Annotated in this window: 13 protein-coding genes; 12 read left to right on the top strand and 1 reads right to left on the bottom strand. The window is 48.4% G+C overall.

Annotated elements, in window-relative coordinates; all coding sequences use genetic code 11:
* Positions 1 to 8 precede the first annotated feature (8 nt).
* From LC508_RS22105 to LC508_RS22150, 10 genes are all read left to right on the top strand, one after another.
* Positions 9 to 800 carry a sortase B protein-sorting domain-containing protein gene (locus LC508_RS22105; protein ID WP_033142041.1) on the top strand — a complete coding sequence of 264 codons (792 nt, stop codon included), beginning with the start codon at positions 9 to 11 and terminating at the stop codon, positions 798 to 800.
* Positions 797 to 1,843, top strand: a complete 1,047-nt coding sequence (locus tag LC508_RS22110; RefSeq protein WP_054350500.1) for a MucBP domain-containing protein — start codon at positions 797 to 799, stop codon at positions 1,841 to 1,843. Before LC508_RS22105 ends, LC508_RS22110 begins: the two co-directional genes overlap by 4 nt.
* Positions 1,844 to 1,893: 50 nt before the next feature.
* Positions 1,894 to 2,382 (top strand): signal peptidase I, encoded by a 489-nt coding sequence (locus LC508_RS22115; protein WP_225305247.1) that lies wholly within the window; start codon positions 1,894 to 1,896, stop codon positions 2,380 to 2,382.
* 235 nt (positions 2,383 to 2,617) lie between these two features.
* Positions 2,618 to 2,791 (top strand): hypothetical protein, encoded by a 174-nt coding sequence (locus tag LC508_RS22120; RefSeq protein WP_181014420.1) that lies wholly within the window; start codon positions 2,618 to 2,620, stop codon positions 2,789 to 2,791.
* 28 nt (positions 2,792 to 2,819) lie between these two features.
* On the top strand, positions 2,820 to 3,164 hold the full coding sequence (locus LC508_RS22125; protein WP_103731539.1) for a hypothetical protein: 345 nt from the start codon (positions 2,820 to 2,822) through the stop codon (positions 3,162 to 3,164).
* 173 nt (positions 3,165 to 3,337) lie between these two features.
* Positions 3,338 to 5,068, top strand: a complete 1,731-nt coding sequence (ilvD, locus tag LC508_RS22130; RefSeq protein WP_103731540.1) for a dihydroxy-acid dehydratase — start codon at positions 3,338 to 3,340, stop codon at positions 5,066 to 5,068.
* Between the two features lie 56 nt (positions 5,069 to 5,124).
* Positions 5,125 to 6,018, top strand: coding sequence for a dihydrodipicolinate synthase family protein (locus tag LC508_RS22135; RefSeq protein WP_054350502.1), 894 nt, complete (start codon positions 5,125 to 5,127; stop codon positions 6,016 to 6,018).
* A 77-nt stretch (positions 6,019 to 6,095) separates the two neighbouring features.
* Entirely contained in the window at positions 6,096 to 6,794 is a 699-nt protein-coding gene (locus LC508_RS22140) for a 5'-methylthioadenosine/adenosylhomocysteine nucleosidase (protein WP_054350758.1), read from the top strand.
* Positions 6,795 to 6,915: 121 nt separating this feature from the next.
* Complete coding sequence (locus LC508_RS22145) at positions 6,916 to 7,746, top strand: hypothetical protein (protein WP_103731541.1); 831 nt, start codon at positions 6,916 to 6,918, stop codon at positions 7,744 to 7,746.
* A 125-nt stretch (positions 7,747 to 7,871) separates the two neighbouring features.
* Entirely contained in the window at positions 7,872 to 9,221 is a 1,350-nt protein-coding gene (locus LC508_RS22150) for a glucose-6-phosphate isomerase (RefSeq protein ID WP_033142035.1), read from the top strand.
* Between the two features lie 44 nt (positions 9,222 to 9,265).
* Here LC508_RS22150 and LC508_RS22155 read toward each other — a convergent pair whose 3' ends face one another.
* The gene (locus LC508_RS22155) at positions 9,266 to 9,532 is read right to left on the bottom strand and encodes a hypothetical protein (RefSeq protein WP_033142034.1); all 267 of its coding nucleotides are present in this window, start codon (positions 9,530 to 9,532) and stop codon (positions 9,266 to 9,268) included.
* A gap of 345 nt (positions 9,533 to 9,877) precedes the next feature.
* Here LC508_RS22155 and LC508_RS22160 point away from each other — a divergent pair, with 345 nt between their 5' ends.
* Both LC508_RS22160 and LC508_RS22165 read left to right on the top strand, forming a co-directional pair.
* The gene (locus tag LC508_RS22160) at positions 9,878 to 10,573 is read left to right on the top strand and encodes a response regulator transcription factor (protein WP_033142033.1); all 696 of its coding nucleotides are present in this window, start codon (positions 9,878 to 9,880) and stop codon (positions 10,571 to 10,573) included.
* The gene (locus tag LC508_RS22165; protein ID WP_103731542.1) at positions 10,560 to 12,899 is read left to right on the top strand and encodes a sensor histidine kinase; all 2,340 of its coding nucleotides are present in this window, start codon (positions 10,560 to 10,562) and stop codon (positions 12,897 to 12,899) included. Before LC508_RS22160 ends, LC508_RS22165 begins: the two co-directional genes overlap by 14 nt.
* Positions 12,900 to 13,082: the final 183 nt, after the last annotated feature.

Genomic DNA, 13,082 nt, shown 5'->3' on the forward strand with positions numbered 1-13,082 from the left:
TACAGAATATGAAAAAGAAAATTTTGTGCCTTATCATGGCAGCAGTCATGACCGTAGGCACCGCGGCAACCGCATATGCAGAAGATTTTAAAAGTGATAAAGACTGGCAGGTTGATTTTGACGGAGACAAGATGAACAGTAATTTCAGTTCTAAGGAAATGGCTGAGGAGATTTATGGAATCCTCCCCGGCGATACCATGGAACTGCAGGTTAAGATAAAGAATTCCGGAGAGGAACAGACCGACTGGTATATGTCCAATGAAGTTCTGAAAAGTCTGGAAGAGGGAAGCAAAGCAGAAGGCGGAGCTTACACATATGTTTTGACCTATTATGATCCATCCGGTGCGGAGGCAGTCCTCTATGACAGCGAAACCGTAGGCGGCGAGGGCACGTCCTATGTTGGCAAAGGTCTGGAACAAGCCACGGATTCCCTGGATGATTTCTTCTATCTGGATAGGCTGGATGCAGGAAAAGCCGGTTCTGTTCACCTGAAGGTTATCTTAGACGGTGAGACACAGGGCAATGGCTATCAGGATACACTGGCTCGTCTGCAGATGAATTTCGCAGTAGAGAAAGTAGCTCCTTCCACGGTAACCGTAAAAGGTAAAGACACTGTGGTAAGAAAGACCGTTACAGGCGAATCCAATACAGTGAAGAAGACGATCACCCGTCCTAAGACAGGAGATACCACCAATATCCTCCTTTTCAGTACAGCGGCATTAGTCAGCGGATTGGTACTGCTGCTTCTGGGAATCGCAGCCATGAAAAAACGCCATGAGAAAGGGGAGCTGAAGTCATGAAGAAGTTGAAAATGATTCTGACATCTTTGCTTACTGTCTGCATGCTCTTTGGCTCATCTGTGATCAGCGTTTTTGCGGCAGATGGAGAATACACCTATACAGCAACCTTCTATGCAGGCAATCAGGGTACATTTTCCGGGATTGACGGATTATCTGTAGTAAGTACAGGGACACCGGTGATTGATGCACAGGGTGACAGGGTTGTGGTAAGCGGCCTGAAATTAGGTGATAAAGTATCCTTTGATGTACAGAACGGTGATGTTGCACTGGGAGATTCCAGTAAATATTATGTAAAAGGTGTCCGGATAAGCGGACGTGACAATAATTCCCTTGAGACCTCCGGATTTTATGTAAATGGTGACAGAGATTTTGTTGTCGCTTACGGAATTCAGGGCGACATGGTTGGTTATACTGTTAATTATCATGATGAAGAAGGAAACGAACTGGCACCGAGCCGTACCTATTACGGCAATGTGGGAGACAAACCGGTAGTGGCTTACCTGTATGTGGAAGGTTATACACCGCAGGCTCTGGCACTGACCAAGACACTCTCCTCCAATGAAGCACAGAACGTATTTACTTTCGTATATACACCTGTTACAACAGAGACAGTAACCGTACCCGGCGAGACAACAACCGTCACAACCGTTATACCCGGAACCACCACAACAGAGACAACTGTTGTAGAGACCCCGGCAGCAGGTACTCCGGCAGGCACAACAGGAACCACCGGAACGGAGGGAACAGCCGGTACAGAAGGCACCGCAGGTGAAGCCGGAACAGCCGGTACTGAGGGAACCGAAGGTACGGCAGGAGCCGGAACAGACGAGGGAACTCAGGTTATAGAGCCGAATGAAGTGCCGCAGGGCAACCAGGAAGTTGTCGATTTAGATGAGGATGAAACACCTCTGGCTGACAATCCGGAAGAGACCAAAGAGAAAGTAAAGAAGGGCCTTCCCCTTGCAGCCGGCATCGCGATCGGAGTCGGAGCAGTTGCAGCTCTTTCCGCATTAGCAGTATTTCTGATTAGACGACGCAGATGAAAGGATAACTTGATTTGAGCAGAAAGAAGAAAAAGGATAGGAAAAGCCCAGTGTCTGCAATTTGCAGTGCACTGGGCACTGTTTTATTAGTAAGTCTGGTGCTTGTCTGTCTTCCCATTACAGCAACCAGGCTTTTTGGCTATGATGCATATTCCGTGGTAAGCGGAAGCATGGAGCCGGCAATCCCCACAGGAAGCCTGGTGTATGTACAGGAGACAGCACCGGAGGACATGAAGGAAGATGATGTGATCGCGTTCTATGGAGCAAAGGATTCCAATGCCATTATCACCCACAGGGTAGTGGAGAACAAAGTGGTCATGGGTGAATTTATCACCAAAGGCGATGCCAATAAGACGGAGGATATGAACGCAGTCCCCTACAGCAACTTTATAGGGAAAGTGGTATATACCATCCCTGTTTTGGGAAGGGTCGCCCAGGCCCTGACAAGTACAATGGGAAAGATCATTGCAGGCGGTGTGATTGCGGCAGCACTGGTTTTGGAAATCATAGCATCTGTTATCCGCAGACGCGAATCATAACGGTTTCCGTGGTGTTTTTTGTCCTGTCTGTTATTTTATACCATTACAAAAAACTCCTTTATGAAAATATGATTCAAATAAAGTAATGCGTGTAATGCTTTTGGTAATGCCGCTTAAAGTATAATACGAATAACAGAAGCAGAGACCTGAATGGTTATCGATATTACACAGTGATCCATTTATACAGCTTGTAACAATACCCATCGGACGAGATAAAACTATAGTGAGGGCTAAAATGGCAAAAGAAGCAGAAACCTTTGTAATTAAAATAGACGGCAGCAGAGATGCCACATGGCAGGGTGAAGTTACATGGGCAGAAGAAAAGAGTGAAAAGCACTTTCGCAGTGCACTTGAATTAATAAAATATATAGACGGAGCCTTAATACAGGCAGCGTCAGATAAGAAATAGTCATAGTGACAGGGGAAAGGGGTGCATTATGGGACATAAAAGATTAGAAAAGGAAATCTTGCCTCTCATATTATGCATAGCGATTGCCCTTGGAAATATTACTATTGCTCATGCAGGACAGGACGCGCTCTCGGCTGATTCTGTAAATCGGCAGACGGAAGAGGCAGCCCCTTTGAAAGACCGGGAGCAGACCGGTCAGGCAGAAGAAGACAGCACCCGAACAGTCATCATCAATGGGGAAGAGGTTCCATTGAGTGAAGGGGAGAATATAACGAAAAATGACAATACAGGCCTGATTTATGTAGGCCTTTTTGCAGGCATCCTGGTCCTTGCTGGTGCCGGGGAATATGTAGTCAGAAAACGTATCAAGTAATTTTGTTAAAATACCTCCTTTATAAAACAAGTACAAAAGCCGCAGGATGAAGAAAATTCTTTGTCCCGCGGCTTTTGTGCCGCTGTCACCCAATTAACAGTAGTCAAACCCTTCAAAAAGTTGTAATATGAAAGCATCAAATAATCTATTAAAGAAGGGATACATAACACACCATGAACCACAAACAAAAAAGCGCCCCCCAGCGCCTTCTCTGGTCCCAGTTCGACGCCCTGCAGATGGGCTCCGGATGGGATGAGGAGGACATTAAGAAACCTCAGATCCTTCTGGAGGATGTCTTCGGTGACAGCCATCCCGGCAGTACCCATCTGTCGGGCCTCATGGAGCAGGCAAAGTACGGAGTCTTCGAGAAAGGCGGCTATCCGGCCCAGTATCACACCACAGATATCTGTGACGGATGTGCCCAGGGCCATGACGGGATGAACTACATCCTGGCATCCCGCGAAGCGATCTGTGATATGATAGAAGTACACGGTTCCGTGTACCCATGGGACGGCATGATCCTCTCCGCCTCCTGTGACAAATCCATTCCCGCCCAGTTAAAGGCAGCAGCCCGCTTGGACATGCCCACCATCTTTATTCCCGGCGGCAGCATGCGCCCGGGACCGGATATGACCACATCGCTGGTTGCGGGGGATATTTCTCTGCGCCAAAAGCGTGAGGGCGCAGTGACAGAGCAGGAGATCAGGGACTATAAGCTCACAGGCTGTCCGTCCTGCGGCGCCTGTACTTTCCTGGGGACTGCCAGTACCATGCAGTGTATGGCAGAAGCCCTGGGCATGTCACTTCCGGGAACTGCTGTTATGCCGGCCACCATGCGGGATATTTTTGCTTATTCCAGAAAAGCGGGCCGTATGATCATGGAACTGGTTGAGCGTGAGATCACAGCGGGCAGTATCATGACAAGGGAAGCATTTGAAAATGCCATCATCATTCACAGCGCCATAGGCGGCTCTACCAATGCGACCATCCATCTTCCCTCCATTGCAAGGGAGCTGGGAATCATATTGGAACCGGAACTTTTTGATGACCTGAACCACAAAGTACCGCATATCGGCAACATCAATCCAAGCGGACAGCACCTGACAGAATCCTTCTGGTTTGCCGGAGGAATCCCCATGGTTCAGCTTTATTTAAAGGACATGCTGCATCTGGATGTCATGACCGTTACCGGCAGAACCCTGGGTGAAAATCTGGAGGAGCTGGAGAAGGACAATTTCTTTGCCCGCAACCTGGGCTATCTGCATAATTACGGCCTGGAACGTGACCAGGTCATCTTCCCTGTGGAGAAAGCGGAGGAAAAGGGTTCCATAGCTATTTTAAAAGGCAATCTGGCACCGGAAGGCGCAGTTATCAAATACTCCGCCTGTGTGGAATCCATGCGGGAGCACAAAGGCCCTGCGAAGGTCTACAACCGTGAGGAGGACGCTTACCAGGCCGTCGTAGATGGTGAGGTAGACCCGGGCGATATCCTTGTTATCCGCTATGAAGGTCCGAGAGGGACCGGCATGCCGGAAATGCTCATGACCACAGAGGCCATTGTCTGTGATGAGCGTCTGAACGGCACGGTTGCCCTGGTGACAGACGGACGTTTTTCAGGGGCAACGAGAGGTGCCGCCATCGGCCACGTCTCCCCGGAAGCGGCAGCAGGAGGCCCGCTGGCCTTTATTGAGACGGGGGATATTCTGGAGTACAGTGTACAGAACAGAAGTCTCGACGTAGTCGGAATTCAGGGACAGGAACTCTCCGGGGAAGAGATCGAGGCTGTTCTGAAAAAACGTTCCGAATCCGGCATTCTGCCCCGTCCGAAGAGAAAGGGTTTGTTTGGCCGTTATACAAGCCACGCTATGTCTGCCATGAAGGGTGCAGGATACGAAGAGATATAATAATGCGGCAGACCGCAACAGGATTAATCAGATAAAAGAGAGGACATAATTAATTTATGAATGCAAAATGGATCACGCCGGCAGTGACGGCATTGGATGAAAACGGACATATTGACATAGAAGCCAACAAAAGAATCTATGAACATCTGATACAGGGAGGAATTGACGGAATTCTCATCTTCGGCAGCATCGGTGAGTTTTTTGCCCTGCCCATGGAGGAAAAGCGGAATATGGTGCGTGAGGCTGTGGCGTACATTGCACACAGGGTAACCGTCTATATAGGAACCTGCAGTATGGAATTTGAGGAATGCGTGGAGTTTTCTAATTTTGCTCTGGAAGCAGGGGCAGACGGGGTTATGGTGATCTCTCCGTATTACTTTAATCTGCCGGACAGTGCAGTGGAAAACTTCTATGACAGCCTTGCCGACCGTGTGAACGGACCTGTTCTTCTGTATAATTTTCCGGACAGGACAGGATATGATCTGAAGCCCCAGGTGGTACTGAACCTGGTACGCAGACATAAAAACATCGTTGGGATCAAAGATACCGTGGGAACCATGGGACACACCCGTGCGCTCATACAGACAGTGAAGAAGGAATTTCCTGAGTTTTTAATATATTCCGGATTTGATGAATTTTTTGCCCATAACGTACTGAGCGGTGGTGACGGGTGTATTGCAGGCCTGTCAAACTTTGCCCCTGCTGTTGCTTCCGGCTTCGCAAAAGCAGCAAGGGAGAATGATCTGGAGGCACTTCAGGTTTATCAGCAGAAAATAGATGGACTGATGGCCATCTATGATGTGGCAGAACAGTTCATACCCATTATAAAAAAGGCAATGGTACTCTGCGGCGTGGATATGAATCCCGGCTGCACAGCGCCTCTGCTGGCCGCTGATGCGTCTGAAACAGAACGGATAGAGGAAATCCTGAGGAACGCCTCAATCCTTTGAAAATGGGGCATATAGAGGCTTACAGAGGGACCGGGTGTACTCCGGCATATATAATATCGACAGAAAGGAACTTAGCAATGAGACATATAGGAATCATAGGAGCCATGGAGGAGGAAGTGGCAATCCTGAAAGAGAAGATGACAGATGTAACAGTGGAGAAAAAAGCTTCCATGGAGTTTTACAGCGGCAGATTAAACGGTAAGGAGGCAGTGATCGTACGCTCCGGAATTGGCAAGGTAAACGCGGGAATCTGTACCCAGATCCTGGCGGATGACTTCCATGTGGATGCCGTCATCAACACCGGCGTGGCAGGCTCCCTGCGGGCGGAGATCAACATCGGTGATATTGTCCTCTCCACAGACACCCTGCAGCATGATATGGACGCCAGGGAGTTCGGCTATCCCATCGGCCAGGTGCCCAGAATGGATACGCTGGCATTCCCGGCAGATGAGACTCTGCGCAGCCTGGCAGCGGAGGTATGCCGTCAGGTCAATCCCGATATCCAGGTATTTGAGGGCCGTGTAGTGAGCGGTGACCAGTTCGTAGCCAAAAAAGAGGTGAAAGACCAGATCATAGAGAACACAGACGGATACTGCACAGAGATGGAAGGCGCGGCCATCGGACAGGCGGCATATCTCAATCAAATCCCCTATCTGGTGATAAGAGCCATCTCCGACAAGGCTGACGACAGCGCCCATATGGACTATCCCGCCTTTGAAAGAGAGGCGATCCGCCACACGGTAAATCTGGTGGAGAGCATGGTTAAGAGGCTGTAGAAAGGCGCCTTTTGTCACCATTTGACGCACGATTTTTGTTTTCAAAACGCCCGGGTTGCTATATAATGAATGCCATAAAGAGCGTGCTTTCTGCGCGCCGAAATAGTGAGGAGGATTTACTGTGCACTTATTTTATTATGGCACCTGGCTGATGGGGTTACTGAGCCTTTTCAGCGTACTGGCAATCTACGGGAGCAACAGAAGAGTAATCCGGGACCTGAAAAATGTTCCGGCGGTAAAAGACAAATGGCTGCAGCAGTTTCTGCTGGAATATCAGAGAAACGTAAAAGACGATTCAGCGATACATAACCCCGCTGTGTATCTCACAAGGCGGATGAGAGGACGAAAGATAGGACCGATAACCCTTCGGCAGATGAAAGGGGTATCCTGGTGTACTTTTGTCCTCTCTTTTTTAGCCGCGGGAGCAGGGGCGCTGTGGATCAGAAGGACAGGCCTTGAGCGGATCTCTTTTCCGGTCATCACCAGAGACTTTCCGGCTATGGGGCTTCTGGCGGGCAGCGCGGTGGTTATGGGTATCGCACTTCTTCTGCTGCGTATGGTGATATCCATGGGGTTCCAGGAGGAGGTCATTGAGACAAACCTGTTGGATTATATGGAAAACCAGAGAGGCGACAGCCAGAAGGTAGTTCAGATAGAACCCGTCCGTCAGAATACCGGATCTAAGGCAGCCAAGGCGGCCAAGGCAGGAAAGACAGGCAGAAGGGCAAGGGTAAAGGCAAAAGAGCAGGAACAGCTTCAGCAGGAACAGCGGCTGAGAGCCCAGAAGGAACGGGCCATGTCAGACCGCAGGGGTCAGGACAAAGATCCGAGGGCCGAGAAGGTGGAAGAGCGCATCCGGGAAGCGGCAGCCACGGATGAACGGTACAGCCATCTCCTGAACAAAGAGGAGGAGGCTATCGTCAAAGATGTGATAAAGGAATTTCTAACTTGATAAACCTCCCATCATTTGCTAAACTATATTTGTTGAGTGACAACGTTCAAGTTGAGTTGGACATGCTGCCCTGATAAGTGTCAGGTCAGCTTCAGGCAAACGACAGGAAAAAGGAGAAGAGAGCAATGGGAAACAAAGTTACATTTGATTATTCAAAAGCCGCTGACGTTATCCGCGAAGAAGAAGTAACAGCAATGCAAAAAATGGTGGAAGCGGCCAAAGAGACCCTGGTATCCAGAAACGGCCTTGGAAATGACTTCCTGGGATGGATCGACCTTCCGGTAGATTATGACAAAGAAGAGTTCGGCCGCATCAAGAAAGCAGCGGAGAAGATTAAAAATGATTCCGATGTTCTGCTTGTGATCGGTATCGGCGGTTCCTACCTGGGAGCGAGAGCTGCCATCGATTTCCTGAACCATCCATTTTATAACAATCTTACAAAAGAAGCCCGTAAAGCTCCGGAGATCTACTATGTAGGCAACAACATCAGCGGCGCATATGTAAAAGGCCTTGCTGAGGTGATCGGAGACAGAGACTTCTCCATTAATGTCATTTCAAAATCCGGCACAACAACAGAGCCGGCAATCGCTTTCCGTGTGTTCAAAGAGATGGCAGAGAACAAATACGGGAAAGAAGAGGCAGCAAAAAGGATCTATGCTACAACAGATAAAGCCAAGGGCGCATTAAAGACCCTGGCAGCAGAGGAAGGATATGAGACCTTCGTAGTTCCGGATGACGTGGGAGGACGTTTCTCCGTGCTGACAGCCGTTGGACTTCTGCCTATCGCAGTGAGCGGCGTTTCCATTGATAAGCTCATGGAAGGTGCAGCATCCGGAAGAGAACTGGCACTGAATACTCCGTATGCGGAAAATGACGCGCTGCAGTATGCGGCAGTCCGCAACATTCTTCATAGAAAAGGCAAATCCGTTGAGATTCTGGCTGACTATGAGCCTACCCTGCACTATGTTGCAGAGTGGTGGAAACAGTTATACGGTGAGAGCGAAGGTAAGGATCAGAAGGGCATCTACCCGGCATCCGTGGACTTTACCACAGACCTGCACTCCCTGGGACAGTTTATCCAGGATGGCTCCAGAATCATGTTCGAGACTGTTCTTGCCATCGAAGAGCCGAAAGAAGACCTTGCCATCAAAGAAGCAGAGAATGACTTAGACGGCCTGAACTATCTGGCCGGAAAAGGCATGGACTTCGTAAACAAGAGCGCCATGAACGGAACAATCCTTGCCCATACAGACGGTAATACCCCGAACCTGATGGTTAAAATCCCGAGACAGGACGAGTTTTACCTTGGACAGTTGTTCTATTTCTTTGAATTTGCCTGCGGTATCAGCGGTTACCTGTCAGGTGTGAACCCCTTCAATCAGCCGGGTGTTGAGAGCTACAAGAAGAACATGTTCGCACTCCTTGGAAAACCGGGATACGAGGACAGAAGAGAAGAGTTACTGAAAAGACTGTAAGGAAAGAAAGGCCCGCCCGGGAACTTCCGGGCGGGCTGTTTTTCTCATCCCTCTTCAATGACCTGTATTTCCAGATAATCAAAATCCAGCACTTCGATAAAATTATCCTGGTTGAAGCGCGCCTTTGCATGCTTCTGGAAATCCTTGATATTCACATCCAGCCACAGGGGCTTTTCCAAATCGAACTCATAACAGATGGCGTCCAGACAGTGAAATACTTTCTTGGTGCGGTTCATGTCTGTCTCATCACATATGACGGTGCTCTTGACCACATGTGTGTCTTTATAAATGGTTCCCATCAATCGAAACATAGTAAAATTCCTTTCCCTTGCATTTGTCTAATTCGTATTATTATAAAAAAGAATGGAGGATATGTAAAGCGATCCTGAAATAATTACTGTTATTTTAGAAAATACCAGAAGTTTCCATTTTGTTAATGCTGTATGGCTGTGAAACGTTCATTATCTGTATATTTGAAAGGAAATCTTTAAGTTTTTCTTAATTTTCCGGAATTTGCGTTCGTTTTTTACGGTAAATGTCGAAACAATGGTATAATAAATCTACAGCAGTGACGCCACGTCCTGAGATGATTCAGGGCACAGGTATCCCGGAAGGATGCCGGTGCTGGATGCAAAATAATGACAAGAGGTGTTAACATGTTCAGGATACTTGTTTGTGATGATGACAGAGAGATTGTGCATGCCATAGAGCTTTATCTTTCGGAGGAGGGGTATGAGGTACTGTGTGCCTATGATGGAATGGAGGCTGCGGAAGTGGTGCGCAGGGAGAATGTACACCTGCTGATCGTGGATATCATGATGCCGAAAATGGACGGCATACAGGCAATCACACAGATTCGCAGATTTTCAACGATTCCCATCATCTGCCTGACAGCCAAAACAGAGGATGAGGATAAGATAGCCGGGCTCAACGCCGGAGCGGATGATTATATGGAGAAGCCATTCAATCCCCTGGAGCTGATCGCACGGGTAAAGTCCCAGCTCAGACGCTATACAGAACTGGGAAATATGCCGAAAGGGCAGGACAAACACATTTATTTTTCCGGGGGACTGGTGGTGGATGACGATACCAAAGAGGTGACCCTGGATGGTAAGGGAGTGCGGTTTACTCCCATTGAATATAATATTCTTCTGTTTCTTTTAAAAAATAAGGGGAAAGTATTTTCTATTGAGCAGATCTATCGTAATATATGGAATGAGGAAGCCATCGGCGCTGACAACACGGTGGCAGTACATATCCGCCATATCCGGGAGAAGATCGAACTGAATCCGAAGAACCCGAGGTATCTGAAAGTAGTCTGGGGAGTGGGATACAAAATTGAAAATATTTAGAGGCAGAAAAGAGAAAAAACCCGGCAGGAATAGGCGTCCGTTCTGTTATCCAGGGACCCTGATCCTGCATTTTTTATTTGCAGTGATCGTGATGATCTACATTATCATTGCCGACTATTATCAGGTATGGCAGGATCCGGGCTGGCTTGCGGGGGAGACACCTCCTTACTACAAGACCAGGGATTATGCCCAGAATGTAAAAAATGAGATGTCAGAGCTTATTGACTATATACGCCTCAGAATGAATTTTGAGACAGACGGGAAGTATGACCCTGACAAGCAGGTAGACATTCTGGAATATGCCGAGCAGGGAATCATAAGCGGCAGCAACACTAACGGTTTGGCGTACACCCTGCAGCAGCTCTATGACTGGAGTGAGCAGAAGGAGAGCTACAAGTGGTGGAAATCCTATATCCGGGAAAATGAGAAGAATCTGTACAGTGTAAGTGAGCTGAAGGAGATCAAGGGAACCCTGGATGAACTGTATACGCCTCAGGGCTATGACAGCATTCTGGAGTTTGTCATGTCGGAGCAGAACCTGAGGCGTGCAAGCGAAGTACACTGCGCCTCCGAACTGGCTGTGTGCCTGTTAAAAATTGACGCTGAGATGCCTCAGTATGTAAAGGACAAGGAGAGATTCAAAGCGGAGAACACCAATATTAAGTACAGGTTTGAGAATGTGGAGACCGGCCTGGTGTACACTAACTGCACCTTGGAAGAAGAGAAGCAGAATTCCGCCAGACTTCTGTTCCAGGGAGATACTTTTTTCCTGGATACAGATGTACCTCTGTCCTATGAGATGAAGTATGACATCATAAAAAAGCTCAACGAGGATATTTCGGATACGGAAAATATCACCCTTTCCGTCTGGATTGACAGGACATTTGCAGCAAAGGATTATCTGTGGGGCGGCAGCCAGTTTTATCACAAATGGTCCTGGTTCATCCGTACCTTTCCGAAAGGCCTGATTTTTTCCGCTGCCGTTTTCTTCATTTCCCTTCTGGCACTCTGTGTGATGACAGTGAAAAGGGCAGGGCAGGAAATGCGGCTGAGCAGGTATTTTGACAGGATCTCCATAGAATTTCTGCTGGTACCCATGGGTCTGCTTCTGTGTCTGGCGGCAGTGATCGTAAAACGCAGCATGGAGGAGATCCTTCCGCCTCCCCGGGCAACAGGCAATGTAGTGATGCTCTTATTTATCTACGTGTTTCTTTTGGTGGGAGTCCTGAGTATTGTGCGCAGGGGGAAAATGGGGACTCTCGGCAGGGGCAGCATAGTATCCCAGATCATCGGCAATTACAGGGCCGGCATCCGGGGCGGTAAGAAGGCAGCCTTTGCGCTTGCGGGATTTGTCCTCTATGTGGTGCTGAGCTTTCTGCTGTGCCGCGGAGGGACGGTGGGAGCTGTAATACTTGTCTTTATGAACCTCTACGCAGGAGGCCATATTCTGAGGGAGATAAGCGCAAGGGAGCAGATGCTGGATGGTGTGCGGAAGATTTCCGATGAGGATTTTACATATAAAATACCAACAGAGAACTTAAACCGGATAAACGCGGAGATAGCGGACAACATCAACCGGATCGGCGACAATCTGGAAAAAGCCGTCCAGGAGAGTGTGCGCAATGAGCGCAGAAAGACGGATCTGATCGCCAATGTCTCCCACGACTTAAAGACACCCCTCACATCCATCATCAGTTACATCGGCCTTCTGAAGCGGGAGGAGATACAAAATCCCAAGATCGAGGAGTATGTGGATGTGCTGGACAAGAAGACAGAGCGTCTGAAGATCCTAATGGAGGACCTGGTTGAAGTCTCCAAGATCAACTCCGGCAATTTCCATATCCAGCCCGAGCAGATAGACTTCCGGGAATTCCAGCAGCAGGTACAGGGGGAATTCTTTGAGCAGCTCCGAAGCCGCGGGCTGCAGACCGTGAACAGCATGCCTGAGGAGCATGTGTATATCTGCGCCGACGGCAGGGCTTTGTGGCGAGTCATGGATAACCTGTACGGCAATATTGTCAAATACGCCTTTCCGGGAAGCCGGGTATATGCGGACATGAAGGCAGATGAAAAGAAAGTCACCTTTTCCCTGAAGAACATATCCAGCCAGCCCCTGAACATCGATGCGGATGAGCTGACCGAACGGTTCATCCAGGGGGATGAGTCCAGGAGCACAGAGGGCAGCGGCCTGGGACTTTCCATTGCCAAGAACCTGGTAGAGCTTATGAACGGGAGGTTCGAGATCTATCTGGACGGAGACCTTTTCAAGACAACCATCATATTTCCCGTGAAACCCGCGAACTGCAGGAAAAATATGGAGAAATGATATCCATTGTGCAAGTTGTATATTGAAGAAAAGAAAATTCGGTAAATTGCCAATAGGGTGTATTTTCTTAGAGATGATAACAAAGACTTTATTTAATCTTTGTTTAATTGAACCATGGTAAAAAACCGGGTGTCAGTGTTATACTTGTAACAGTTAATCAAAGCAAAGAGACGCGTAACAATT

The sequence above is a fragment of the Blautia parvula genome, from assembly GCF_020215665.1.
GTDB lineage: Bacteria > Bacillota > Clostridia > Lachnospirales > Lachnospiraceae > Blautia > Blautia celeris.